Source organism: Flexivirga caeni (assembly GCF_003724155.1).
Lineage (GTDB): Bacteria > Actinomycetota > Actinomycetes > Actinomycetales > Dermatophilaceae > Flexivirga > Flexivirga caeni.
In genome coordinates this window covers 68,098-93,448 of the sequence record NZ_RJJQ01000003.1, presented here as the reverse complement: position 1 = coordinate 93,448, position 25,351 = coordinate 68,098, and the positions used below count along the sequence as shown (strand labels likewise).

23 protein-coding genes are annotated in these 25,351 nt (G+C 68.6%); 8 read left to right on the top strand and 15 right to left on the bottom strand.

Going from position 1 to position 25,351, the window contains the following annotated elements; genetic code table 11:
- Positions 1 to 115 precede the first annotated feature (115 nt).
- Complete coding sequence (locus EFY87_RS04790) at positions 116 to 1,039, top strand: oxygenase MpaB family protein (protein WP_123270333.1); 924 nt, start codon at positions 116 to 118, stop codon at positions 1,037 to 1,039.
- Positions 1,040 to 1,142: 103 nt separating this feature from the next.
- Here EFY87_RS04790 and ftsY read toward each other — a convergent pair whose 3' ends face one another.
- Together ftsY and EFY87_RS04780 are read right to left on the bottom strand one after the other, a co-directional pair.
- A complete protein-coding gene (gene ftsY, locus EFY87_RS04785; protein ID WP_123270332.1) occupies positions 1,143 to 2,378 on the bottom strand; it encodes a signal recognition particle-docking protein FtsY in 1,236 nt (411 codons plus the stop codon).
- A 76-nt stretch (positions 2,379 to 2,454) separates the two neighbouring features.
- Positions 2,455 to 2,655, bottom strand: coding sequence for a hypothetical protein (locus tag EFY87_RS04780; protein ID WP_123270331.1), 201 nt, complete (start codon positions 2,653 to 2,655; stop codon positions 2,455 to 2,457).
- Positions 2,656 to 2,902: 247 nt separating this feature from the next.
- Between EFY87_RS04780 and EFY87_RS20500 the strand changes: the two genes are divergently transcribed.
- Positions 2,903 to 3,406, top strand: coding sequence for a DUF4190 domain-containing protein (locus EFY87_RS20500; protein WP_181445439.1), 504 nt, complete (start codon positions 2,903 to 2,905; stop codon positions 3,404 to 3,406).
- 61 nt (positions 3,407 to 3,467) lie between these two features.
- On the opposite strand, the gene EFY87_RS04770 is transcribed toward EFY87_RS20500, so the two are convergent.
- The 6 genes from EFY87_RS04770 to map form a co-directional block, all read right to left on the bottom strand.
- Positions 3,468 to 3,914: a DUF2752 domain-containing protein gene (locus EFY87_RS04770; protein ID WP_220093509.1), complete on the bottom strand. Its 447-nt coding sequence runs from the start codon at positions 3,912 to 3,914 to the stop codon at positions 3,468 to 3,470.
- A gap of 14 nt (positions 3,915 to 3,928) precedes the next feature.
- Complete coding sequence (locus EFY87_RS04765; protein ID WP_245988434.1) at positions 3,929 to 4,573, bottom strand: FMN reductase; 645 nt, start codon at positions 4,571 to 4,573, stop codon at positions 3,929 to 3,931.
- 74 nt (positions 4,574 to 4,647) lie between these two features.
- The gene (locus tag EFY87_RS04760; protein WP_123270329.1) at positions 4,648 to 5,796 is read right to left on the bottom strand and encodes an LLM class flavin-dependent oxidoreductase; all 1,149 of its coding nucleotides are present in this window, start codon (positions 5,794 to 5,796) and stop codon (positions 4,648 to 4,650) included.
- A 247-nt stretch (positions 5,797 to 6,043) separates the two neighbouring features.
- Positions 6,044 to 9,691, bottom strand: coding sequence for a chromosome segregation protein SMC (smc, locus tag EFY87_RS04755; RefSeq protein WP_123270328.1), 3,648 nt, complete (start codon positions 9,689 to 9,691; stop codon positions 6,044 to 6,046).
- Positions 9,692 to 9,881: 190 nt separating this feature from the next.
- The gene (locus tag EFY87_RS04750; RefSeq protein ID WP_123270327.1) at positions 9,882 to 10,367 is read right to left on the bottom strand and encodes a GNAT family N-acetyltransferase; all 486 of its coding nucleotides are present in this window, start codon (positions 10,365 to 10,367) and stop codon (positions 9,882 to 9,884) included.
- The gene (map, locus tag EFY87_RS04745) at positions 10,364 to 11,137 is read right to left on the bottom strand and encodes a type I methionyl aminopeptidase (protein WP_123270326.1); all 774 of its coding nucleotides are present in this window, start codon (positions 11,135 to 11,137) and stop codon (positions 10,364 to 10,366) included. The genes EFY87_RS04750 and map overlap by 4 nt, the downstream gene beginning before the upstream one ends.
- A 112-nt stretch (positions 11,138 to 11,249) precedes the next feature.
- Here map and lipA point away from each other — a divergent pair, with 112 nt between their 5' ends.
- Together lipA and EFY87_RS04735 are read left to right on the top strand one after the other, a co-directional pair.
- Positions 11,250 to 12,260, top strand: a complete 1,011-nt coding sequence (gene lipA, locus EFY87_RS04740) for a lipoyl synthase (RefSeq protein WP_123270325.1) — start codon at positions 11,250 to 11,252, stop codon at positions 12,258 to 12,260.
- Positions 12,261 to 12,309: 49 nt separating this feature from the next.
- On the top strand, positions 12,310 to 13,071 hold the full coding sequence (locus tag EFY87_RS04735) for a DUF4191 domain-containing protein (RefSeq protein ID WP_123270324.1): 762 nt from the start codon (positions 12,310 to 12,312) through the stop codon (positions 13,069 to 13,071).
- A gap of 1 nt (position 13,072) precedes the next feature.
- Here EFY87_RS04735 and EFY87_RS04730 read toward each other — a convergent pair whose 3' ends face one another.
- Positions 13,073 to 13,537 carry a hypothetical protein gene (locus tag EFY87_RS04730; RefSeq protein WP_148043255.1) on the bottom strand — a complete coding sequence of 155 codons (465 nt, stop codon included), beginning with the start codon at positions 13,535 to 13,537 and terminating at the stop codon, positions 13,073 to 13,075.
- 111 nt (positions 13,538 to 13,648) lie between these two features.
- Positions 13,649 to 14,077 carry an RDD family protein gene (locus tag EFY87_RS04725; RefSeq protein ID WP_245988431.1) on the bottom strand — a complete coding sequence of 143 codons (429 nt, stop codon included), beginning with the start codon at positions 14,075 to 14,077 and terminating at the stop codon, positions 13,649 to 13,651.
- Positions 14,078 to 14,210: 133 nt separating this feature from the next.
- Here EFY87_RS04725 and glnA point away from each other — a divergent pair, with 133 nt between their 5' ends.
- From glnA to EFY87_RS04705, 3 genes are all read left to right on the top strand, one after another.
- Positions 14,211 to 15,635, top strand: a complete 1,425-nt coding sequence (glnA, locus tag EFY87_RS04720; RefSeq protein ID WP_123270321.1) for a type I glutamate--ammonia ligase — start codon at positions 14,211 to 14,213, stop codon at positions 15,633 to 15,635.
- Positions 15,636 to 16,620: 985 nt separating this feature from the next.
- Positions 16,621 to 16,842, top strand: a complete 222-nt coding sequence (locus EFY87_RS04710) for a hypothetical protein (protein WP_123270319.1) — start codon at positions 16,621 to 16,623, stop codon at positions 16,840 to 16,842.
- Positions 16,839 to 17,267 (top strand): type II toxin-antitoxin system VapC family toxin, encoded by a 429-nt coding sequence (locus EFY87_RS04705; protein WP_123270318.1) that lies wholly within the window; start codon positions 16,839 to 16,841, stop codon positions 17,265 to 17,267. The genes EFY87_RS04710 and EFY87_RS04705 overlap by 4 nt, the downstream gene beginning before the upstream one ends.
- 389 nt (positions 17,268 to 17,656) lie before the next feature.
- Here the strand turns inward: EFY87_RS04705 and EFY87_RS20230 are convergent, their stop codons facing one another.
- Positions 17,657 to 18,613, bottom strand: a complete 957-nt coding sequence (locus EFY87_RS20230; RefSeq protein WP_245988474.1) for a L,D-transpeptidase — start codon at positions 18,611 to 18,613, stop codon at positions 17,657 to 17,659.
- A 389-nt stretch (positions 18,614 to 19,002) separates the two neighbouring features.
- The gene (locus EFY87_RS04690; protein ID WP_123270315.1) at positions 19,003 to 19,716 is read right to left on the bottom strand and encodes a dienelactone hydrolase family protein; all 714 of its coding nucleotides are present in this window, start codon (positions 19,714 to 19,716) and stop codon (positions 19,003 to 19,005) included.
- Between the two features lie 186 nt (positions 19,717 to 19,902).
- On the opposite strand from EFY87_RS04690, the gene EFY87_RS04685 reads away from it, so the two are divergent.
- Positions 19,903 to 21,402 (top strand): sugar porter family MFS transporter, encoded by a 1,500-nt coding sequence (locus EFY87_RS04685; protein WP_123270314.1) that lies wholly within the window; start codon positions 19,903 to 19,905, stop codon positions 21,400 to 21,402.
- 48 nt (positions 21,403 to 21,450) lie between these two features.
- Here EFY87_RS04685 and EFY87_RS04680 read toward each other — a convergent pair whose 3' ends face one another.
- The 3 genes from EFY87_RS04680 to EFY87_RS04670 all read right to left on the bottom strand — a co-directional run bounded on the left by EFY87_RS04680 (position 21,451) and on the right by EFY87_RS04670 (position 25,339).
- On the bottom strand, positions 21,451 to 23,814 hold the full coding sequence (locus EFY87_RS04680; protein WP_123270313.1) for a xanthine dehydrogenase family protein molybdopterin-binding subunit: 2,364 nt from the start codon (positions 23,812 to 23,814) through the stop codon (positions 21,451 to 21,453).
- Between the two features lie 62 nt (positions 23,815 to 23,876).
- Positions 23,877 to 24,332, bottom strand: a complete 456-nt coding sequence (locus tag EFY87_RS04675; protein ID WP_123270312.1) for a hypothetical protein — start codon at positions 24,330 to 24,332, stop codon at positions 23,877 to 23,879.
- 20 nt (positions 24,333 to 24,352) lie between these two features.
- A complete protein-coding gene (locus tag EFY87_RS04670) occupies positions 24,353 to 25,339 on the bottom strand; it encodes a LysR family transcriptional regulator (protein WP_148043254.1) in 987 nt (328 codons plus the stop codon).
- Positions 25,340 to 25,351 lie beyond the last annotated feature (12 nt).

Genomic DNA, 25,351 nt, shown 5'->3' with positions numbered 1-25,351 from the left:
CTGGCAATGCACGGTTTCGGGGGCGTGCGGCCTTGTGTTACATCCGTGTTGCCGATCCCGGCGGTGGTAAACGCTGGGTTTCGCGCGCCGGTCCCCCGCGAGTGACAATGGCTGTATGTCGTCAGCCCTGCCCCACCCGCTGCTTCGGCTGAGTGACGCCGTGCGCCATACCGCCGCGGTGCAGTTGCGCGACCGGGTGGCGGGCGACGACGCCCGGCGCCGCGCCGACGGCATCTGGGGCAAGACGGGCGAGCGCTGGTTCACCCCGGAGGACCCCATCTGGCGGGTGCACCTGGACGCGGCGATGTTCGTCGGCGGCATCCGGGCACTGTTGCTGCAGTCGCTGCACCCGCTGGCGATGGCGGGCGTCGAGGATCACTCGAACTACCGCGACGACCCGTGGGGGCGGCTGCAGCAGACCAGCAACTTCATCTCCACCACGACCTTCGGCACGATCCCGGACGCCGAACGGCTGGTCGCCCGCATCCGCGGCATCCACCGCCGGGTGCATGGCACGTTCGAGGGAGTGCCCTATCGCGCCGACGACCCGCACCTGCTCGCGTGGGTACACGCCGCCGAGGCGGACAGCTTCCTCACCTGCTTCCGGGCGTATGGCGGGGGCAGTCTCACCAGCGCCGAGGCCGACACGTATGTCGCCCAGATCGGCAGCGTCTCGTCCCGGCTGGGTTTCGACAACGCCCCGGCGACGGTGGCCCAGCTGGACGAGACGCTCGCGTCATACCGGACGGAGCTGCGCGGCACCCCGGCGGCGCGGTCGGTGCTGCGGTTCATCACCTGGCGCCCGCCGCTCTCCCCGGCTGCGCGACCGGCCTACCTGACCCTGGTGGCGGGTGCGGTCGGGACACTGCCGCCATACGCCCGGGAGATGCTCGGGATCCGCACGCCGCCCGGCGCCGCACCCGCACTCCGCGCGCTCGGCAACCTCGGCGCGCGCGGCATCCGGTGGCTGCTGTCGGACCCGCAGATCCAGGCCGACCGCCGCGTCAACCAGGCCACCGACGCCGCCCTGCGCGCCTGACCCCGCCCGCTCCCGCCCCATCGCGCTCGCCCCATCCCGCGAATGACGGCTATTCGCCGAGTGACGGCGCAATTCCGCCGTCACTCGGCGAAGTGACTGTCACTCAGTCCAGGACGGCATCCACGAATGCGACGGGGTCGAACGGCGCCAGGTCGTCGGCGCCCTCCCCGAGCCCGACGAGCTTGACCGGCACGCCGAGTTCCCGCTGCACGAGTACGACGATGCCACCCTTCGCCGTGCCGTCCAGCTTGGTCAGGACGACACCGGTGATGTCGACCGCGCCGGCGAACACCTCCGCCTGCCGCATGCCGTTCTGCCCGGTGGTCGCGTCCAGCACCAGCAGGCATTCGTCGATGGGGCTCTGCCGCTCGATGACCCGCTTCACCTTCGCCAGCTCGTCCATCAGGCCGACCTTGTTGTGCAACCGGCCGGCGGTGTCGATCATCACCACGTCGACTTCGCCCTCCTGACCGGCCTTCACCGCGTCGAACGCCACGGCCGCCGGATCGGCGCCCTCCTTCTCGGAGCGCACCGTCGGCACGCCGACCCGTGCCCCCCAGGTTTCGAGCTGGTCCGCGGCCGCGGCGCGGAAGGTGTCTGCCGCGCCGAGCACGACGTCCTTGTCCTCGGCGACGAGCACGCGGGCCAGCTTGCCGACGGTCGTGGTCTTGCCCGTCCCGTTGACACCGACCACCATGATCACCGCGGGTCGGTCGCCGACCCGGCTACCCGCGATCCGCCGGTCCATGTCGGGCCGGACCTGGGCGAGCAGTTCGGCGTGCAGCCAGCTTTCCAGGGTTTCCGCGTCCGGAGCGCCTTCAACTTGCACTCGACGTTTAAGTCCGTCCACGATCTCCGTGGTGGCGTCGACCCCGAGGTCGGCGCCGAGCAGAGTGTCCTCGACCTCCTCCCACACCGCGTCGTCCAGCTTGCCGCTGGACAGCGCCGACAACAGGCCCTTGCCGAGATTGTTGTTCGAGCTCGCCAGCCGCGAACGCAGCCGGGTCATCCGTCCGCGCGCCGACTCCGGCCGTTCGATCGCGGGCGCCGGCACCTCCTCCTCGACAGACGCCTCGGCGACGTCGACCGGCTCCGGCGCGACGGGCTGCACCGGGGCCGGAGCGGGCGCCTGCGGCGCGCCCCGGCTGGTGTCGATGCGCGCGGTGCTGCTCGGGGTGTAGGTGTTGGCCTCGCGTGTCTTGGCCTCGCGAGCCGGCGGTGGCGGGGTTACCGGTGGCGCGCCCTTGGTGCCCGAGCGGCGCAGGTAACCGACCAGCAGGCCCAGGCCGGCGAGCACGACGACCGTGATGATGACGAGAATTTCCCAGAGCGCGTCCACGCCGACATCATGGCAAACCGATCAGTGCGACGGCCGCAGCGCCACCCCCTCGGGGCGCGTCCCGCAGAGCGGCGGGTCAGCCGGCCGCGTGCTGCTCGTCGCGCGCAGATCCGGCACCGTCCTTGCGGCCGCGACGCTCGGCGACCGAGTTCACCAACTGCTCGGCACCCTCACCGAGCACCTCCCGGCCTTCCCGGTGTGCCGGGACGGCAACGAGACCGATGACGGTCGCGGCGAGCGCGACTCCGATGACCAGCGCAAGGATCAGCCACACCATGTGCTGATTGTCGTCCGCGAGTCTGTGATTACCAAGGCGAAACCCTTGGTATGACGCAAGAAGTTGCACACATCACGCCAGCGGGTGGCTGCGCCGGCGGCCAGCCGCTCCGACCGCGGCAGATCGCGTGGACCGGCGTGGATCGAGTCGCGCGCCAGGCGCGTCATACCGACGCGGAAGTCAGGGGTGCACCAACCCCCGAACCTTCGTTACCCTCATCCGGACCCGACTACACAAAGGACAGCCCGTGAGCAACTATCCGAACGACCCCAACCAGCCGGGCGGCAACGGCGAACAGCCGAATGACGGCTCGGGCTACCCTCAATACGGCCAGCCCCAGTACGGCAACCCGCCGCAAGAGGGCCAGCAGCCGGGCGGCCCGCAGTATGGCGCGCCGCACGACGGATCGCAGTACGGCGCCCAGTCCTACGGCGCCCCGCAGTATGGCGCCCAGCCCTATGGTGCCCCGCAGTATGGCGCCCCGCAGCCCGGCAGCCCGTATGGCGGCGTCATGCCCCAGGAGCACCAGAGGGGGACGCTCATCCTGGTGCTCGGCATCCTCAGCCTCGTGTGCTGCGGTCTGTTCACTGGCATCCCTGCGATCATCATGGGTCGCCAGGCGATGCAGGAGATCGACGCTTCCGGCGGTGCCATCGGAGGTCGCGGCAAGGTCAAGGCCGGCTTCATCTGCGGCATCATCGGCACCGCCTGGACGGTCGTCGTCGTCATCATCCGGCTGGCCGCCCACTGACACCACCACACTGCCAGTGCATGGGCCCGGCACCGCGCTGCGCGGTGCCGGGCCCATGCACTCAGTTCTGATAGAGCCAGTGCCCCCACGGGGTCCAGCGGAACACCGTGAAGACCAGCATCGCGACCGCGAAGACGGCCGTGGCGACCCGCGGGGTCGGCAACAGGATCGCCGTGGCGTCGCCGCGCGCCCGCCGGACGAACCAGCGCAGGATCATCACGGTCCCGGCGCAGAGGATGAAGACGGCCGCGGCGTTCGAGAGCAGCGCGTCCTCCACCCGGCCACGGGTCAGGTCGTTCATCGCGCGCAACCCGCCGCACAGCGGGCAGGGGTGCCCGGTCAGATACAGGAACGGGCAGTAGGCGTAGGAGCCGTGTTGGTGCGGGTCGTGGAAGTGCAGCAGCGTCATCGCCGCCACCCCGCCGACCATGGTGTAGACCGGCCCGCGGATGCGCTGCCACAGCGGCACCTCCGGGGTGCCGACCGGGCTGAGCTGGGCGGTGGTCACCCATCCAGGGTAAGTCAGCTTCCGGTGTGTCCGCCCAGCAGCACGCTGAACGGGGTGACCTCCGCCGGTATGCCGACGCCCGCGTCGCGGGTCGGCGCGGGCGGTGTAAATCCGGCCACCGATACGCCGCCGGACACGACCTGTGTGGCGAGTTCAGCGGCTGCACGCGCGACGCGGCTGCTCAGCTGTCGGCCTGCCGCTCCCCCGCCGAAGTCCTCGGTGGCGGCGAAGACACCAGTGGGCATCACGACCGCGTGCAGGTGGCTGAACAACGGCCGCATCGCGTGATCGAGCACGAGCGCATGCCGCGGGGTGCCCGCGGTCGCGGCGATCAGCACCGGCATACCGTCCAGGGCGTGGGGGTCGAGCGCGTCGCAGAACATCTTGAACACACCCGAGTAGCTCGCGGCGAAGACCGGCGTCACCACGATCAGTCCGTCGGCGGCGGCGACGACGCGGCGCAGCTCGTCGAGGCGAGCGGTCGGCATACCGGCTGTCGCCATCATGGTCGCGAGATCGACTGCGAACTCACGCAATTCGTAGGTTTGTATGGCGACGGCCTCCCCTCGAGCACTGATCTCGGCGTCGACCGCGCCCGCCAGTTGGTCGGCGAGCAGCCGCGTGCTGCTGGGCTGGCTCAGGCCGGCGCTGAGCACCACGACGCGCCGAGCGTGGGGTCCCCGCGAAGTATCGGAGGAGCGAAGCGGGGGAGAACTTCGTGGGGTGCTTCGCATTAGCGCGTCACCTCCTGCGCTGCGGTCTCCAAACCGGCGGTGGCGCTGATGACTTTGAGGTGCGGCGAGTCCGGGCCCTGCGCAACCAGCGATGCGTGGGTGGGCGGGTCGCTGGGCACGTGCTCCGGGCGGCGCGCCTCGAACTCGCGCCGCAGCACCGGCACGACCTGCGTGCCGAGGATCTCGATCTGCTCCAGGACGGCGGGCAGCGGCATACCGGCGTGGTCGACCAGGAAGAGCTGGCGTTGGTAGTCGCCGGCGTAGTCGGCGAAACCGAGAGTGCGCTCGATGACCTGCTCGGGCGTCCCGACGGTCAGCGGGGTGTCGCGGGTGAAGCTCTCCAGCGATGGGCCGTGCCCGTAGACGGGCGCGTTGTCGAAGTAGGGCCGGAAGATCCGCTTGGCCTCGGCTTCGGTGTCTGCCATGAAGACCTGGCCGCCCAGACCGACGATCGCCTGTTCGGCGGCGCCGTGGCCGTAGTGTTCGAAGCGCCGGCGGTAGAGCCGCACCATCGCCTCGGTGTGTTCCTTGTTCCAGAAGATGTTGTTGTGGAAGAAGCCGTCGCCGTAGAACGCGGCCTGCTCGGCGACCTCCGGGCTGCGGATCGAGCCGTGCCACACGAAGGGCGGCACACCGTCCAGAGGACCCGGCGAAACCGTGAATCCGTGCAGGGCTGTGCGGAATTCGCCCTCCCAGTCGACGGACTGCTCCCGCCACAGGCGGCGCAGCAGGTGGTAGTTCTCGACCGCGAGCGGGATGCCCTTGCGGATGTCCTTGCCGAACCAAGGGTAGACCGGGCCGGTGTTGCCGCGACCGAGCATGAGGTCCGCGCGTCCGCCGGACAGATGCTGCAGGTAGGCGTAGTCCTCGGCCAGGCGCACCGGGTCGTTGGTGGTGATCAGCGTGGTCGCCGTCGACAGGTGCAGGCGCGTGGTGCGTGCCGCGATGTTGCCCAGCAGGATCGGCGGGTTCGCCGGCGCGACGAACGGCGGGTTGTGGTGCTCCCCCGTGGCGAAGACATCGAGGCCGACCTCCTCGGCCTTGACCGCGATCGCGATCATCGACTGCACGCGCTGTGCCTCGCTCACGGTGCGCCCCGTCGTCGGGTCCTGTGTCACGTCACCGATGGTGAACACGCCGAACTGCATGTGCCTCTCTCTTCCTTGCGCCCGAGACCTCATCGCGTCGCATATCGCGAAGTCCCTCAAATTTTAACTATCTGCTGCGCACAACGAGCCACCACCTGCAGCTATTCCCGCCGCGCTGCTCATCCGCGCCGACCGGGGTACTTCTCCGCCGAGCGGGGTACTTATCCGCGCGGATTCGCGTGCTGGATGTACCCCGCTCGGTGCGCTTCTACCCCGCTCGGTGAGGGTGCGTATGGCGAAGGGGCGCTCAGCTCATCGACGACAGCGCCGGCACGCCGGGGTCCGGCCCGACCTCGCCTTCGGTGACGCTGTGTGTGGTCTCGACCTCGACGCCGCCACCGGGCAGCACGTCCTTGATGCGCTGCGACACGACCGTGGTGACACCGTCGCCGCGCATGCTCACGCCATATAGGGCGTCGGCGATCTCCATGGTGCGCTTCTGGTGGGTGATCACGATCAGCTGGCTGGAGTCGCGCAGCTCCTCGAAAAGGGTGATCAGCCGACCCAGGTTGGCGTCGTCGAGGGCGGCTTCGACCTCGTCCATGATGTAGAACGGGCTCGGGCGGGCCTTGAAGATCGCGACCAGCAGCGCGACGGCGACCAGCGACCGCTCGCCACCGGACAGCAGCGACAGCCGCTTGATCTTCTTGCCCGGCGGCCGCGCCTCGACCTCGATGCCAGTGGTCAGCATGTCCGACGGATCGGTCAGCAGGATGCGGCCCTCACCACCGGGGAAGAGCCGTTCGAAGACGCCCTCGAACTCGCGCGCGGTGTCCTCGAACGCGTCGCGGAAGGCCTCCTCGACGCGCTTGTCGACCTCGGCCACGATGGACAGCAGGTCGTCTTTGGACTTCTTAAGGTCTTCCAGTTGCTCGGTGAGGAACTTGTGTCGTTCCTCGAGCGCCGCAAATTCTTCCAGCGCAAGGGGATTCACCCGGCCGAGCTGGCTCAGCTTCCGTTCGGCGGAGCGCAGCCGCTTCTCCTGGACCTCCCGGACGAACGCGACCGGTTCCGGCAGGTTGTCGGGGTCGTCGTCCGGCCCCGGCACGTGCGGGATCAGCTGGTGCGGCCCGAACTCCTCGACCAGCACTTCCGGGTCGATGCCGTGCTCCTCGACAGCCTTGGTCTGCAGCGTCTCAATACGCAGTCGCTGCTGAGCGCGGGCCACCTCGTCGCGGTGCACGGTGTCGGTCAGCTCGCGCAACTCATCGCCGACGCTGGTGACCCGCGCGCGCTCCTCCTTCAGCGCCCGGTCCAGCTCGGCCTTGATGCGGTCTGCCTCGGCTCGGCGCTCCGTGGCCACCTCCAGCAGGTGTGTCACCACGGTCACGGCGTGGCCGGCGCCGGCCTGCACCGCCCTGGCCACCCGGGCGTCCCGTGCGCGGCGTTCGCGTCGTGCACGGGCCCGTTCTCGCGCCTCGATCTCTGAACGCGCCGCCGCTTCGAGGGATTTCGCGCGGTCGGCGAGCGATTTCGCGCGCTCCTCGCGCGTCCGCAGCCCGAGCCGCTCTTCGGTCTCGGCGCTGCGTGCGGCGGCTGCCTCCGCGGCGAGCCGGTCGCGTTCGTCGGTAGTCGGCTCTTCCTCGCCGGGCTCCTCCAGCGCCGCTGTCAGCCGCTGCTCGAGGTCGGCCAGCTCGGCCCGGCCCGCTGCGAGCTGCCGCTCCGCCTCCGCGTGCTGCGCCTGCAGCCGCTCCCGCTCCGCCTTCGCACCGCGGATGACCTGCCCGAGCTGACTGAGCTGCTCGGCGACCGCCGACATCCGGGCATCGGACTCGTTGAGCTTCTCCAGTGCGGCATCGACGAGGCCGCTGAGTTCGACGGCGGCGGTCCGCGCTTGCTCGGCCTCGAACTGCGCCTTCTCCTTGCGGCGGGTGGCCTCCCCGACCTTGTCGCGAGCCTCGTCCACGGCCGACTGGATCTCGATCAGGCTCGGCGCTCCGGCCGAGCCGCCGCGCACGAAGCCCGCGGCATACAGGTCACCCTCGGGGGTGACCGCCACGACCCGATCATCAAGTGCCACAATAGTTTTCGCTTGTTCTGTCGACTCCACGAGCGCGACACGGTCGAGCAGTGCCTGGACCGTCGGCAGCACGTCGTTCGGTGCGCCGATCGCCTCGCGTGCCCAGCGCGCGCCGGCGGGCAACGCCGGCCAGGTGGCCGACTCCTCGGGCCGGGCACCGCCGAAGAGCATCCCCGCTCGCCCGCCGTCGTCGGCGCGCAGCGTCTGCACCGCTCCCGCCGCCTGGTCGAACGACTCAGCCACGACGGCGTCGGCCGCCCAGCCCAGTGCGGCGGCGACCGCGGCTTCGCAACCAGCCTCGACGGACACCAGCTCGGACACCGACCCCCGCAGTCCGCTGGATCCGGGCGCCGCGAGCAGGTGCGCCGCGCCGTCCTTGCGGCGCAGACCGAGCTCGAGCGCTTCGAGCCGCGCCTGGTGGCCGGTGCGGTCCCGGTCGGCGGTGCGCTCCGCTTCGCGCGCCTCCTCGAACTTCCGCTGCACCTCGTCCAGCCGGGTCTGTGCCGCCTCGTATTCCGTGTCGAGGTCTTCCTCGCCCGCCTCGTCCTGCGCGATGGTGGCTTCGAGAGCCGCGAAGTCCTTCTCGGCGCGCGTCGAACGCTCGGCGACCTCCGCCATGCTCGCCGTCAGCCGGCCGAGTTCGGATTCGCCGGCCTCGGTGCGGCTGCGCCGCGCGGCCACCTGCCCCTCCAGCTTGGCCAATCCTTCGCGACGGTCGGCAGCGGCGCGAGCCAGTCTGGTCAGCCGCTGCTGCTCGGCCTGGTGCGCCTGCTCCAGCCCGGCGCGGCGCTCGGTCGCCTGCTCCAGCGCGACCTTGGCCTGCGCGATCTGCTGCTGCAACGCGTCGTGCTCGTCACGCACCGTCGCCGCCTGCTGCTGCAACTGCTCGGGGCTGCGGCCAGAGCGCGACTCCTCGTGCTGGTCGTCCTCGGTGAGCAGTCGCACCCGCTCCCCCGCCAGCGACGCGGTCGCCTCGATGCGCTCGCCCAGCGACGACAGGGCGAACCACTGCTCCTGTGTCTTGGTCAATGCCGGTGCCGCCTGGGCGGATTCGGCTTCCAGCTGGTCCAGTCGCTGCTTCGCCGCGGCGAGCGACCGCTCGACGGTGCGCTGGCGTTCGAGCAGGGCCGTCTCGTCCGCGACTTCCTGCTCGAGGTTGCTGGTCAGCTGCGCCAGATCGTCGGCGAGCAGCCGCAGCCGGGCATCGCGCACGTCCGCCTGGATGGTCGCGGCCTTGCGCGCGGTCTCTGCCTGCCGACCGAGCGGGCCGAGCTGCCGGCGGATCTCGGTGGTCAGGTCGGTGACGCGCGCGAGGTTGGCCTCCATCGCGTCCAGCTTGCGCAACGCACGTTCCTTGCGCTTGCGGTGTTTGAGCACACCGGCGGCTTCCTCGATGAAACCGCGCCGCTCCTCCGGCGTGGCGCGCAGCACCGCGTCCAGCTGACCCTGGCCGACGATGACGTGCATCTCGCGGCCGATCCCGGAGTCGGACAGCAGCTCCTGCACATCGAGCAGGCGGCAGGACGTGCCGTTGATGGCGTACTCGGAGCCGCCACCCTTGAACATGGTGCGGCTGATCGTCACCTCGGTGTAGTCGATCGGCAGCGCGCCGTCGGTGTTGTCGATCGTCAGGGTGACCTCGGCACGACCCAGCGGCGGCCGGCCGGGCGTCCCGGCGAAGATCACGTCCTCCATCTTGCCGCCGCGCAGGCTCTTGGCACCCTGCTCGCCCATCACCCAGGCCAGCGCGTCGACGACGTTCGACTTGCCCGACCCGTTGGGGCCGACGATGCAGGTGATGCCGGGCTCCAGCTTCATCGCGGTCGCCGAGGCGAAGGACTTGAAGCCCTTCAGGGTCAGGCTCTTGACGAACACGAGCGGGCCGGCTCCTATGGCGTATGGCGTATGGCGATCCCGGCCACTCTACTTTGCGACCGCCTCGGGTTCGCGCAACGACGGCCCCGGCCGGATCACACTCCGGCTCCCCCACCGCGAATGACGGCTTCCTCACCGAGCGACGGTGCAATTTCACCGCCGCTCGGCGAGGAAGCCGTCACTGGGCGAATCAGGCGAGCGCGAGTTTCAGGCCGGCGTGGCTGTGCACGAAGCCCAGCGACTCATAGAACTGTATGGCGCCGGCGCGCTGCAGGTCGCTGGTGAGCTGCACGAGCACCGCACCCTCGCCCCGGGCGACCTCGATGGCGAACTCCAGGAAAGCGTGCCCGACGCCCCTGCCGCGCAGCGTCCCGGACACGCGCACCGCCTCGATCTGGGCGCGCAGCGCACCACCACGGGACAGGCTGCGCACGAAGCCGAGTTGCAGCGTCGCAACGACCTGGTCCTGCTCGTCCAGCAGGACCAGCAGGTGCTCACTCGGGTCGGCGGCAATGGCGGCATGGGCCTCGGCATACCCCTCCGGGCTACCGGTCTCGCGCTCACGGCCGAGCACGTCGTCCGCGAGCAGCGCGACGATCTGCGGCACGTGCTCCGGCCCGGCTTCCACGACCCGCAAACCCGATCCGCCGGGCAGCGATCCGAGCGGCAGCGTCATGCGACCCCGCGGTCGGTGAAGACGATCGGTGCGCCGTCGGTGATCGCAATGGTGTGCTCGGAGTGCGCGCCACGCGAACCGTCCGCCGACCGCAGCGTCCAGCCGTCCGGGTCGGTGTAGATGTCGTCGGTCGTGCGCATCAGCCACGGCTCGATCGCGATGACCAGGCCGGGACGCAGCTTCAGCCCCCGCCCGGCACGGCCGTCGTTGGCGACGTGGGGGTCACCGTGCATCGTCCGCCCGACTCCGTGCCCGCCGAACTGGGTGTTGACGGTGTAGCCGTTCGCTCGTGCGAGGTCGCCGATCGTGGCCGAGATGTCGCCGAGCTTGTTGCCGGGCAGGGCGACGGCGATCGCCGCGGCCAGCGCATCCTCGGTCGCCTTGATGATCCGCAGGTCCTCCGGGTCAGGAGTGCCGACGACCACTGACAACGCCGAGTCGGACACCCACCCGTCGACACTGGCGGCGAAGTCGACCGACAACAGGTCGCCGTCACGCAGCCGGTAATCGTGCGGCAGACCGTGCAGCACCGCGTCGTTGACGCTGGTGCACAGCACCTTGCCGAAGGGCATCGCGCCGAAGCTCGGGTGGTAGTCGATATAGCACGACTCTGCGCCGGCATCGCGAATCATCCTGTGCGCCAACGCATCCAGCTCGAGCAGATTCACTCCGACGTCCGCGGCGTCGCGCAGGGCGGTCAGCACGGACGCGACGAACCTGCCTGCCGGGCGCATCGCCTCGATCTCGGACGGGGACTTGAGTTCGATCACGGCCCTAGGGTATGCCGCCCGCGCGCTCACGGCTGACGGCGTACCCCGCGATTGACGCTCGAACGGCCCGGCCGACCGTCGGGGCCGGCCGCCCACGTCGTAGCCTGATCGGGTGACTGTCGCACCGGAGGGCCGCAAGCTGCTGCGCGTCGAAGCGCGCAATGCCGAGACACCGATCGAGCGCAAACCGGAGTGGATCCGCACCACGGCGAAGATGGGCCCGGCATACACCGGGCTGCACTCGCTGGTGAAGAGCCAGGGGCTCCACACGGTGTGCCAGGAAGCGGGCTGTCCCAACATCTTCGAGTGCTGGGAGGACCGCGAGGCGACCTTCCTCATCGGCGGCGACGTGTGCACGCGACGCTGCGACTTCTGCGACATCGCGACCGGGCGACCGACCGTGCTCGACATGGACGAGCCGCGCCGTGTGGCCGAGTCGATCCGCGAGATGAACCTGCGCTACTGCACCGTCACCGGCGTCGCGCGCGACGACCAGCCGGACGGCGCCGCCCGCCTGTATGCCGAGACGATCCGCCAGATCCACGCCCTCAACCCCAACACCGGCGTCGAGATCCTGCCACCGGACTTCGGCGCCAAGCCCGAGCTGGTCGGGCAGGTCTTCGAGGCCGGCCCCGAGGTGTTCGCGCACAACCTGGAGACGGTGCCGCGCATCTTCAAGCGGATCCGCCCGGCGTTCACCTACGACAAGTCGCTGCGGGTGCTCACGATGGCCAAGGAGGCCGGGTTGATCACCAAGTCCAACCTGATCCTCGGCATGGGCGAGGAGGATCACGAGGTCGAGCAGGCGATCCGCGACCTGCACAATGCGGGCTGCGACATCCTGACCATCACCCAATACCTGCGCCCGTCTCCGACCCACCACCCGATCGACCGCTGGGTGAAGCCGCAGGAGTTCGTCCAATGGTCAGACGTCGCAACGGATCTCGGCTTTCTTGGGGTGATGGCCGGACCGCTGGTGCGGTCGTCATACCGAGCGGGCAAGTTGTATGCCGGAGCCATGGCGAAACTCGGCCGCGAGCTGCCTGGCCACCTGCAGCACCTGGCCGAGGCATCCGCGTCCCCGGCGCGACAGGAGGCGGCTGCGCTGGTCGCTCGCGGCTGAGGTCCGTCGCCGTCCGCCTGCGACCCCCGCCTGACCTATCCTGATGGGTATGTCGACGCAGCCCGAGAAGAAGCCCCGCAAGTCGCGGAAACCCAAGGATCCGGACAACCCGGGGCGGGTCTCACAGTTCAAGACCCTCTTCCAGGTCTCGGTCAAGCAGAACCCCCGCATCCCGGTGTGGATGGCGGCGGCGTTCGTGGTCACCTTCCTGGTCTTCACCTTCGTCCTGCACCCGATCTTCCACAGCTACATCTTCACCGGCATCGTCGGCGTGCTCTTCGGTCTGCTCTCCACCGTGATCGTCTTCGGGCGGCTGGCCGAGCGGGCGGCATACGGCTCCCTGGAGGGGCAGGCCGGCGGCACCGGCGCGGCACTGCAGGCGCTCAAGCGCGGCTGGACCTACGACCAGGAGCCGGTCGCCGCTGACGCGGGCCGTGCACGTCGCATATCCGAAATGTCAAACGCCGCAATGGTTTTCCGCGCCGTCGGGAAGCCGGGTGTGGTGCTGATCGGCGAAGGTCCGGTCGGTGCGTCCCGCAAGCTGCTGGAGTCCGAGCGCAAGCGCGTCACCCGTGTCGCCGGTCCCGAAGTGCCGGTCCACGTCCTGCGCGTCGGCGCCGGTGAGGACACCGTGAAGCTGGCCGATCTGGCCAAGACGATGAAGGGCCTGGACAAGAAGCTCACCGACGCCGAGGTGAGCGCCGTGACCAAGCGGCTGCGTGCGCTCGGCACCGCAAAGCCGCCGGTCCCCAAGGGTATGGACCCGCGCAACGCGCCGCGGATGGACCGCAAGGCAATGCGCGGCCGCTGAGTCACCTCAGGGCTCGCCGACGCAGTTGGTGGACCGCGATCACGGTGCCGATCAACCCGATGACCAAACTGAGTGCGGCCACCAGCGCGGCGGCCCACGCCGGGAAGCTGTTCGTCTCCATCCACTGGCCGTGGTTGCGGTAGACACGCACGCTGTCCCGCGGCGTACCCGAGTCGAACGTCGTGGTGCCGCCACCTTCGGGATTGCGGACCGTCAGCCAGTAGCTCGTTCGGGTATGGCGGGTCCGACTGTGCCCGGACCCGGTCCAGGTGGTCGCCAGGTGGGGCGTCGAGTTGACCACCGTCGCGGTGTAGACGTGCGCACCGGCCGGCATCCGGTTCCACTGCCACAGCCCGAGTGACCCCAACGGCACCAGCACGACCCAGACGGCGATCCAGGCGACCAGGAAGAAGTAGATCCGTCGCCTCTTCCTGATCGGCGCTGCGCCGCCGGTGGGATGGTTCATCGGATACGCACCGCTGCTCATCGTGCTCCCCTCGTCATACGAACATGAACTGGACGTCGGCACACCCACCCCCGGTTGCATGCGAACGCCGATCAGCGCGTATGGCGCCGGTCAGCGCGTCCGGCGCAGCACCGTCCCGGCCAAGCGGTCGTGCAATCCCCGGCCGTCCTTGTCCCAGACGACGACCGGAATGAACAGGCACAGCAGGACGGACCGGACGAGAGCGGCGACCGGTCCCGCGGGCCGGCCCGACATCTTCGACACGTGCAGGCCGACGAGCCGGTGCCCGAGGGTTGAGCCGAGCGTGCCGACCAGCAGTACGTTCTCGATGAAGAAGACGAGCAATGGCGCCCAGTTGTGGCCGGTTCCACCGAAGCGGTAGCCGAGGAACCCGGCAGCGATCACCGAGCAGATCAGCCAGTCGATGATGACAGCGACCACCCGGGGGCCAAGCCGTGCGAGCGATCCCGGCCCGCTCGCCGGAAGCCCGAGTCCCGCCCCGGGATACCCGGCTTCTGCGTCGTTGCTGTCGGCCACCACGGGCAGCAGGATAGTTCGGCGTGTAACACGGCCGAAACACGCGGGTCACGGGTGGGAAACTGCCGCACCGTAGGGTCGTCTGTGACGTGCGGCGCTCGGTGCCGTCGCAACATCAGCAATCGATGGAGGATGCATGTTCACCACACCCGACGAGGTCCTGAAGTTCATCAAGGACGAGGGTGTCGAGTTTCTCGACGTTCGCTTCTGCGACCTCCCCGGAGTGATGCAGCACATCAACGTCCCCGCGGCGACCGTTGCCGCGGACACGCTGAGCGAGGGCGCGATGTTCGACGGGTCGTCGATCCGCGGTTTCCAGGCGATCCACGAGTCGGACATGAAGCTGATCGCGGACCCGTCCTCGGCATACCTCGACCCGTTCCGCAAGCGCAAGACGCTCATCGTCAACTTCTCGATCGTGGATCCCTTCACCGGCGAGGCCTATTCGCGCGACCCGCGCAACATCGCGGCGAAGGCGGAGGCCTACCTGAAGTCGACCGGCATCGCGGACACCGCCTACTTCGGCCCGGAAGCGGAGTTCTATCTCTTCGACAGCGTCCGCTTCGAGACCAACCAGCACGAGGGTTACTACCACATCGACTCCGTCGAAGGCGCCTGGAACACCGGCCGCGTGGAAGAAGGCGGCAACCAGGGCTACAAGGTGCGCTACAAGGGCGGCTACTTCCCAGTTCCCCCGGTGGATCACTTCGCCGACCTGCGCGACGACATCGTCGCCGCCCTGGTCGCCTCGGGCCTGGACGTCGAGCGCGCGCACCACGAGGTAGGCACCGCAGGACAGCAGGAGATCAATTACAAGTTCGCGACCCTGCTGCAGTCGGGCGACGACCTGATGAAGTTCAAGTACATCGTCAAGAACGTCGCCTACGAGGCCGGCAAGACGGCCACGTTCATGCCGAAGCCGCTCTTCGGCGACAACGGCTCGGGCATGCACACGCACCAGTCGCTCTGGAAGGACGGGGAGCCGCTCTTCTACGACGAGAAGGGGTATGGCGGCCTGTCCGACCTGGCTCGCTGGTATGTCGGGGGTCTGCTCACGCACGCACCGTCGCTGCTGGCGTTCACCAACCCGACGGTGAACTCCTATCACCGGCTGGTCCCGGGCTACGAGGCCCCGGTCAACCTGGTCTACTCGGCGCGCAACCGCTCGGCGTGCATCCGGATCCCGATCGCGGGTACGTCGCCGAAAGCCAAGCGCATCGAGTTCCGCATCCCCGACCCGTCGGCGAACCCCTACCTGAGCTTCGCGGCGCAGCTGATGGCCGGCCTGGACGGCATCAAGAACCGCATCGAGCCGCCGGAGCCGGTGGACAAGGACCTCTACGAGCTGCCCCCCGAGGAGCACGCCAACATCGCGCAGGTCCCCGACTCGCTGCCGGCCGTGCTGGACGCACTGGAGTCCGACCACGACTTCCTCACCGAGGGCGACGTCTTCACCGGGGACCTCATCCAGACGTGGATCGACTACAAGCGCGCCCACGAGGTCGACCCGTTGCGCTTCCGCCCGCACCCGCACGAGTTCGAGTTGTATTACGACATCTGAGCAGTGAGGCGTAGGTATGCCGGGCCGTGTCCTGAGTAGCCCGAGGCGCTAGCCGAGGGCGTATCGAAGGGCGCCTGTTCAGCCCTGTCAGTAGCCGCCGAGAACGGCGCCTGACCTGCGGAAACGTCTTTCGACGTCGTCCAACGGCAGGCGCCGTTTCTCGTTGTCGTACGTTGTCGTTGCGGCTTCAGGTGCGTCGGGAACGAAGCAGGTCGACGAACTCGCCGGCCATGGCAACCTTCTGCGCCAGCGCGACCCTCGGTCGCCTGCGGGACCAGGGCTTGGTCATGCGCCCCGAGAAGGACTTGTGGGCACTCACGCCTCGCGGTGAGGCGAAGCTGAACGCGGACGCCGGTCACGTCCCCGCTCACGCCCTCGCCGCGGGACTCGGGCAGGCCTGGGCGAGTGCGCGTCCTGCCCCAGACCGATCACTGAGGGCTACCGACCGAAGGCGACTGCGGAGACGCAGGGCGGGCGAGAGCCGCGGGGGTTGTCGAGCACCCGCGTCAGCACCCACTCGTCTTCCCCAGCACGGCAGATGATCTTGACTCTGAACTCGGGTAGGTCTCGCGGACCCCGAGGCTTAGCGTGAACCGCTCGGACTGCGTCATGGCGATGCTTCCGAGCGGAGCCCGGTCCTCGTATCCGGTGTTGCCCGTGCAAGCGACCGGGTACACAACCCGCCCCTCGACCTCACCCAGGACCGGCCGGTGCACGACCACCGAGTCGAGGCCTTGCCGACCACCGTGGCGATGATCGTGAGGGTGAGCATGGTTCCGACGGTAGATCAGCCGCCGACACCAGTGCCACAGCCCGCAGGCGCCCACCTGAACGCCGAAACACCTCGAGTCCAAGGGGTTCCCACAGACTCGGTGCCGCACATCGCGGGCCAGGTGGGATCTGGAGTCTTGTCGCCGCGAGCGACGCTGCCGCTGATGCGTTGTGGTCCGAGTTTCTTGTCGGTCGCGTCTCCTACACTGAACACATGAGCGTGGACCGCAACGAACTGCACGAACTCGTCGATGCGCTGCCGGACGACCAGGTGCCGGCGGCAGCTGAGATCTTGCGCCGACGCGCAGAGCAACGCACTGCTCGGACCACGGAGCCGTTCGCCTGGATCGGTGCTGGCGAGACCAAGCACGGCAGCAGCGACGTTTCCGCGAACACCGACAAGTACCTCGCGGGCTTCGGCAGCGACTCGCTGTGATCCTGTTCGACACTGGTCCGATCTTCGCTGCAGCAACACGGAACGATCAGCACTATCACCAGTGTGCGGAGCTGTTCACGAGTCTGCGCTTGGCCAAGCGCCGCCTCCTGCTCCCGAGCACCGTCGCCGCTGAAGTCGGATACCTGTTAATGGACCGTGTCGGCCCCGCCATGGAAACCCAGTTCCTCTACGGAGTCGCCCAGGGAGACTTCGAGCCTGTCGATCTCACCGCCGCCGACTACGAGCGGATGGCCGAACTCAACGAGCAATATGAAGACCTGCCACTCGGCACCACCGACGCCTCAGTGATCGCCCTCGCCGAACGACTGAACATCACAGAGGTGGCAACGCTGGATCGTCGGCACTTCACCGCCGTGCGGCCTCAGCACGTCGACGCGCTGACACTCCTACCAGAACGCCTCTAGATTCACATCAGCCTCACTGATAACTCGAGCTTGTGCCATGACGGATGCAAGCTCGGATCGCTCACACACACCGGGGGTCTGGCGATCGATCCGCCGTGGGAATTCCCCGTTCCGCCGGAGAGCCAAGCCGTCTCCTGCGTCCACGTCGTGACCGAAGGCCGCGCGATCCTATGGGCAGCGCGTCAATCGACGCCGGCGGGCGCAGAGGACTGGACTTTCCACTGCGGCGCGGCACGCCATACGACCGGCGACACCAGGCGCGTGCACGTCGCGCATCTGATGCGCGCGGCGCCCAGCCTTCGCGACATCCGCGACCTACCACTCGATCACGAGGCGTGGCGCGCTGATCCCGACTCGGCGTGGGAGGTGGCCGCTCTCGACAAAGCCGGTTAGAGCGCCGACAGCGCCGTCCACTGCTTCCAGGACAGCGCCCAGTCGTAGAGCTGGGTGCGGGTGTCGTCGAGCAGCACACTGGTGCCGCGCACGTCGACGGGGTCGCCGTAGATCGCGGTCGGGTAATACGCCTTCGCGTTCTCGGTCGACAGGTTGATGCATCCGTGCGAAACGTTCGAATGTCCTTGTTCGGCAAGGGTGGCCGGGTTCGCGTGGATGAACTGCCCGTCGTCGTTGAACCGCACCGCCCAGTGCTCGATGTCGCTGTAGTGGAAGACCTTCGACTTCATGTCGATGGTCTGCAGCTTCTCGGTGACGATGTTGATGCCGGTCCGGGTGACGCGGCGCGGGTCCGAGTCGAGGCCGTATGACGCCGGGTATGTCGCGACGTGTGCACCGTCCCGGAAGATCGCGATCGCGTGGGTCCGCGCGTCGGCGATGACCACCTGCGAACGGCCGATGCTGAATTTCCAGTCGAAGTCCTGCTCGCCCGTGACGCCTCCACCCCAGTCGAGGTGCGCGAGCGGCATGATCACGCGGACTTCCGAATACGCCGGCCAGTACTCGCGCGTCCGGAAGTGCACAGTCGAGTTCGGAGCGTTGTCGGGCAGCCACGCCCACGATCCGGCGGCCGGGGACCACGTCTGGGACCCGTTCGGACGCACCAGCACCTGGAGTTGCCGTTCGACCGCGGCCTTGTCCGTGACCAGGGTGTTGAAGTTGACCACTATCGGTGCCGCGACCCCGACAGTCACACCGGGACCGATGTTCCCGACCGCGGACGCCGTCCGGGTGGCAGCGGTGGATGCGATCGTGCCGTGGCTGACCGCGCCACCCGGGGTGGTCGCCGTCCAGGTCCACGACACGCCGGGGCCGATCGGACCGGTGCTGGACCACGACGTGTGCTTCGCCGAGAAGGCGCCGTCGACAGCGTGGCCCGACGCATCCGTCACCGCGATCGTCCGCAGTGCCGCCGAGGAGTTCAGCACCACGGGCGCGCCGAACGCGATCGTGTCGCCGGACTGGCCGGCGACCGTCACGGTGGGTGGATCGGGTGCGGCTGTGGTCGCAGCCGGTGTCCTCGTCGGCTTCTCACTCGCTTCCTGGCCGGACGCGTGATCCTTCTCTAGGCTGCCGCATGCCGCCGCGCAAACTGTGATGGCTGCCGCGAAAGCACCACCCAGCGCCAGCCGGCGAGTCAGCGGATGGGACACGTCATACCCCCTCAATGTCCGCGCAGGAACAGATTGTCTCAGTCTGACGGTACGTCCATCCCGGACGGTCCCTGAGCGCCACACGCGCACTCCCAGGAAATCGATACCTTCCCGTCACCTGTCTGTGATCACCTGCCGCTCCGGCTCCCGGTCGGCGGCAAGGCCGCGCGGAGGAAGTCGACCGTGTTGCGCCACGCGGCGGCCGACGCCTCCGTATGGTGGAACATCGGCGCCGGGTTGTCGAAGGCGTGCCCGGCACCGTCATACGTCTCGAAGCGCACGCCGTCGCGCGACACCGCAGTGCGGATCTGCTCGACGACCTCCAGCGGGATGTAGTCGTCGGCGGTCCCGAAGTGGTGCAGGCTCGGTGCGGTGACGTCACCGGCGAGGTCGAGCAACCCCGGCAACGCCGAGCCGTAGTAGCTGACCAACACGTCGACGGTGGTCGCGGCGGCGACGTTGAACGCGAGTCCGCCCCCGAAGCAGAAGCCGAAGACGCCCACTCCCTCGGTGACGTGCTCGTCGGCGTGAGCCGCAGTCACCGCCGCCACGCCGTCGGCGACGGCGGTCGTCCAGTCGAGGCTGGTCATCAGGTTCATCGCCTGCTGGAGCGCGTCGTCCCGGCTGTAGTCGATCTCGGAATTGTCCAGGCGCCAATACATTTCGGGTGCGATCACGACGTAGCCGAGCGCGGCGAGGTCGGTCGCCCGCTGGGTGATGTAGTCGGTGACGCCGAAGATCTCCTGGAAGAGCACGAGGGTGGGTCCGGTGCCCGACTCCGGCAGGAACCGGTGCGCCGGCATCCGGCCATCCGGTGTGGGTATGTCGATCAGTTCACTCATATCCGCAGTCTGCCCGATCGACGCTCAGGACGCGGATTCCCGGATCGGCAGGCCGCTTTCCTGCTGGTCCGGCCCGGCTGCTGAAAAGTTTCCTGAACCGATCGTGCACATGCACTGTTTGACCCGAGTTATATGGGATATAACTCACACCGTACGATCCGCGGCCGCGCATCCTAGGAGGCGTCCATGAGCAAGGATCCAGCACCCACCGGCAGTCCGTCAGCCGACGAAGGGGAAGGTGGCCACGGCGTCGGCCTGATCGCGGCCGTGGCAGCCATGGGCGGCTTCTTGTTCGGCTACGACAGTTCGGTGATCAACGGCGCTGTCGACGCGATTCAATTCCACTTCCACGTGCACTCCAGCTTCCTCTTGGGCTTCGCGGTCGCCATCGCCCTGCTCGGTGCGGCGGTGGGTGCGGTGTTCGCGGGTCAGTGGGCCGACCGCTGGGGCCGACTGCTGGTGATGCGGGTTGCGGCGCTGTTGTTCCTCATCGCCGCCATCGGCACCGCGGTTGCTCCCGACCTCATCACCTTGATGGTGTTCCGGGTGATCGGTGGCCTCGGCATCGGGGTCGCGTCCGTCATCGCGCCGACGTACATCGCCGAGGTCTCGCCGGCGCGGATCCGTGGCCGGCTCGCCTCGCTGCAGCAACTGGCGATCGTCTTCGGCATCTTCGCCGCACTGCTCGTGGACTACGCGTTCTACCTCGGCGGTGGGCACTGTGCGGCGCCGGACATCCCCAAGCACGGTTCCGTGCATTGCGCGATCGCCTCCTCCGGCGAAATCGCCAGCATCCCGGCCTGGCGCTGGATGTTCCTCGCCATGCTCGTCCCGGCGGTCATTTATGGCGGCCTGTCCCTCACGATCCCCGAGTCACCGCGCTACCTTCTCGCCGCGGGTAAGGACACGCGAGCCCGGGAGGTGCTCGAGCGGGTGCTCGGGCTGCGCGGCGAGGCGCTCGTGGTGAAGGTGAACTCGATCAAGGACTCCTTGAAGCGCGAGAAGCCGCCGGCTTGGAGCGACCTGCGAGGCCCTGCCCTCGGCTTGCTGCCGATCGTCTGGATCGGCCTGTTGCTGTCGGTTTTCCAGCAGTTCGTCGGCATCAACGTGATCTTCTACTTCTCGACGGTGCTGTGGAGCGCTGTCGGCTTCTCCTCGAACGACTCGTTCGTCATCTCGGTGATCAGTTCGCTGATCAACATCGCGGCAACGTTCATCGCGATCGCGTTCGTCGACAAGGTCGGCCGCAAGCCGCTACTGCTCATCGGCTCCGCCGGCATGACGGTCACCCTCGGCACCATGGCGGTCATCTTCGGCACCGCCAACGTGACCAACGGTCAGCCGCACCTGAGCGGCGCCGCCGGTCCGATCGCTCTCGTGGCCGCCAACCTCTTCGTCGTGGCCTTCGCCCTCTCGTGGGGGCCAGTGGTGTGGGTGCTGCTCGGCGAACTGTTCCCCAACCGGATCCGCGCGTCCGGCCTGGCTGTTGCGGCCGGCGCCCAGTGGATCGCGAACTTCGCGATCACCGAGACCTTTTCTCCGTTGAAGGATCTCTCGCTCGGCGTCGCCTACGGCCTTTACGCCTTATTCGCCCTGCTCTCTTTCGTCTTCGTGTCGCGCTGGGTCCGAGAGACCAAGGGCATGGAGCTGGAGGACATGGACGACCAGTTGCGCGTGAGTTCCTGACGGCACGGGCGGCAACGCGACCGCCGTCGGGCCGTCGCGACGACAGCGTCAGATACCAGCGGCGTTGTCCACGCCGCCGCTGACCGGCAGGTCCGCGAAGACGTCGGGCGGCTCGCGCCATACATCGGGCAGCGTGCCGGCGCGGGCATCCTGGATCGCCCGCCAGACCCGCTGCGGAGTGCACGGCAGGTCGATGTGCCGGACCCCGAGGTGACTGACGGCGTCGACCACGGCATTCTGCACGGCCGGCGTCGAGCCGATGGTCGCCGACTCGCCGATCCCCTTGGCCCCCAACGCATTCAGCGGCGACGGGGTCACCGTCGACGCCGTCTCGAAGGAGATCAGGTCCGCCGAGCTCGGCATCGCGTAGTCGGCGAGCGTGCCGGTCATCGGCTGACCGTCGGCGTCGAAGACGACCTCTTCATAGAGCGCCTGCGCGATGCCCTGGGCGAGGCCACCATGTTGCTGGCCCTCGACCAGCAACGGGTTGAGCACACGACCGCAGTCGTCGACCGCGACGTGCCGCACAGGGCGGACCTGGCCGGTCTCGGTGTCGACCTCGACGACGGAGACGTGCGCTCCGAATGGAAAGGTCGACCCCTCCTGGTTGACGTCGAGCCCGGCGGAGAGATCCTGGCCCGCTTGCCCAGCGGCGGCGGCCACCTCGGTCCAGCTCACGGTGGCTCCGGTGGGCACTCCGGCGACACCGAAGGTGCCCTCCTCGGTCAGCACGATGTCGTCGAGGGCCGCTTCGAGCAGGGTCGCGGCGTGCCGGCGCGCCTGCTCGCGCACTTCGCGCGCAGCGGAAACGACTGCGCTGCCGCCGAGTTGGAGCGATCGCGACCCGCCGGTGCCGCCACCGCGGGGGACCACGGCGGTGTCGGATTGCACGTAGGTGATCCTGTCCATGGGGATCCCGAGCGTGTCCGAGACGAGCATCGAGAACGCCGTCGCGTGGCCCTGCCCGTGTGCCGACGTGCCCGACGAGACGGTCGCGGTGCCGTCGTCATGCACGGTCACCGAACCGAATTCCGAGCCCCCGCCCGGCGCGGTGACCTCGACGTAGACGCTGACGCCGATGCCGAGCTGCACCACGTCTCCGGCATCGCGACGCCGGGCCTGTTCCGCGCGCAACCCGTCGTAGTCGGCCAGCCGCAGTGCTTCGCGCAACGGCAGGTCGTAGTCGCCCGAGTCGTATGTCGCCCCGACCTGCGTCGTCACCGGAAAAGCGCTGGGGTCGATGAAGTTTCGCCTGCGCAGGTCGACCGGATCGATGCCCATCTGGTCCGCGGCGATGTCCATCAGCCGCTCGATGTGCGCCGCCGCCTCAGGCCGGCCCGCTCCCCGGAAAGCACCCATCGGAGCTGTGTTGGTCGTCGCGGAGCAGGCGCTGTAGGAGACGACCGGGACGTCATACACGCCGGGCACCATGAGTGCGGTCATGTGAATGGGCAGCGCGCCCCCGAAGCCGGCCCAGGCACCGCAGTCGCCGATGACGCGCGCCCGCAGGCCGGTGATGCGGCCGTCGCGGGTGAGGCCGAGTTCGTAGTAGCCGACCTGGCCGCGCCCGTGCATGCCCTGGACGTTCTCCGAGCGGGTTTCCACCCAGGCCACCGGCTGACCCAGCGCGCGGGCGGCACCGATCACCGCCGCGTGCTCGGCTGCCATACCCGCCTTGCCGCCGAAGGCGCCGCCGACGTGCGGCGCGATGATCCGCACCCGTTCGGCAGCCAGGCCGAACTCGGCGCACACCATCGCCTGGAAGCCGTGCGGCATCTGGGTCGAGGCGTGGATGACGAGCTCGTGCGCTGCGTCCCCGCACGGGTCGGCAACGATCGCGTTGCCCTCCATCGGGACGACAGCGACCCGTTGATTGACCATCCGGGCAGGCACGACCACTTCGGCCCCGGCAAGCGGATCCTCTTGCGTCGCAGCCCGATTGCCGATCACCAGGTTGGTGCCGAAGTCCGGGAACTGCAGCTCGGCACCGGGTGCGAGCGCAGCTTCCGCGTCGGTGACCGCCGGCAGCGGGTCGTAGTCGACGTCGACCAGCTCGACGGCGTCGGCCGCCGCTGCGCGTGTCTCCGCGACGACGATCGCCACCGGCTCGCCGACGAAGCGGACCCGGTCGGTCGCCAGCGGCGGGCGTGGGAGATCGGGATTGACGACCATCAACCCGAAGTGCGGCGGCAGGTGGAGGTCGTCGGCGGTGAAGACCGCGATCACGCCGGGTGCCGCGGCCGCCTCACTCGTGTCGACGCCCTGCAGGAGGGCGTGGGCGAACGGGGACCGGACGAACGCCGCGTGCAGCAACCCGTCGAGTTGGAGATTCCCGACGAAGGTGGAGGCACCGACCACCAGGTCGGCATCTTCCACTCTGCGGACGCGCGTTCCGAGGATTGAACCTGGCATACCGCCACATTACGACCGAGCGGGTCGTGCCGCACCGGAAACCATCGGCCCTGCCGCCGTGATCAGCAGTGCGCGCCCCACCCCTGCAGGATCGTCACGACGTCCTGAGTCGTGCGATAGTCCGAGCCCTGCCAGCCGGCCGACCGCCAGCGCGCCAGCTTGCTCGTGCTCGGCTCGATCAGCACCCGGCCGACCTGCGGGACCTCTGCGGTGAACGACGTCTCCAGGGCGCTGGGCCGCACGACGCGCAGCTGGCTGGCGAGCGAGGTCCAGGCGGGTGCGCGGGAACCGTGCGGGGTGTAGGAGACCTGCCCGCCATACACCCGCAACTGGCCCCAGCCGCCGAGGTGCAGACCCGGCTGACGCACGCGCGCGAACCAGGTCCCGGAGCCGGTGGCGACGTCATACCCCGCACCGCCGCGCGGCGGTGCGCCCTTGCTGGCACGCACTACGACGACAGCGACCACCACGAACACGAGAATCGGGAGCAGCGTGACCACCAGCGCGACGATGCTCATCGTGCCAGGGTATGGCGGGCTCAGGCGCCGCGGGGGGTTCGCGGCCGGCAAACTGGGTTCTGCCTGGGAGCTTTGTGCTGTCCTGTAGCGCCCGCCTGCGAGACAAGGTGCAGAAGGTCTCGGTGCGTCGGCGTCCAGCCACCGCGGCGGACAGCCATCACCACGGTCGAGCATGCCGGTTCACCACGCAGGGGCAGAAATCGGACGCCGACGTCGGCATAGTCCTCCAGGGCACCAGAGACCAATCCGACCCCGTCGCCATTGGCGACATGAGCGAGGAGAGTCATGGTGTTTTGCACCTGTCGGATGACGTTAGGCACGAATCCGACCGACGCACAAGCATTCAGCATCACGTTGATCATTCCTTGACCGATCGCACCCAGATAACTGATGAACGGCTCGTCCGCTAGTTCGGCCAGTTCAATGGGTTTGGCCCGATTGTGTGCCAACCGGTGATTGTCGGGGACGACAGCGACGAACGGATCGGAGTAGGCCTCCAAATACTCCAGGTCTGGAACGACGTTCGCCGGACTGCGTAGGAAACCGCAATCGATCGTGCCGTCGTGCAACCGCTGCACCTGCTCCCACGAATCCAGTTGGTAGGTCACCACGTCGAGCCGCGGATGGAGCAATAGGAACTTGCGCAGTGCACGAGTCAGGTGGCCACGTCCGAGTGGCTCGAGGTAGCCGATCTTCAGCTGCCCAATCTCGCCGAGACTGGCCCGCCTCGCCTCCTCCCGCGCCCGGTCGAGCCGCGCGATAATCACTTCCACTTCTCCCAGATATGACTTCCCGGCTGGTGTCAGCTCGACCCGCCGAGAACTCCGATCGAACAGCGGGGTGCCGACTGCGTCCTCCAGCGCTCTGATGTGCCGGGTCAGCGGTGGTTGCGTCATATGCATCCGCGCCGCCGCGCGGCCGAAGTGTAGCTCCTGAGCCGTCATCTGAAAGGCTCGAAGCTGCTGGATCGTCGGATCCATATCCATATTGCTATCGTTCTCCCACAATCAGCTATCAGT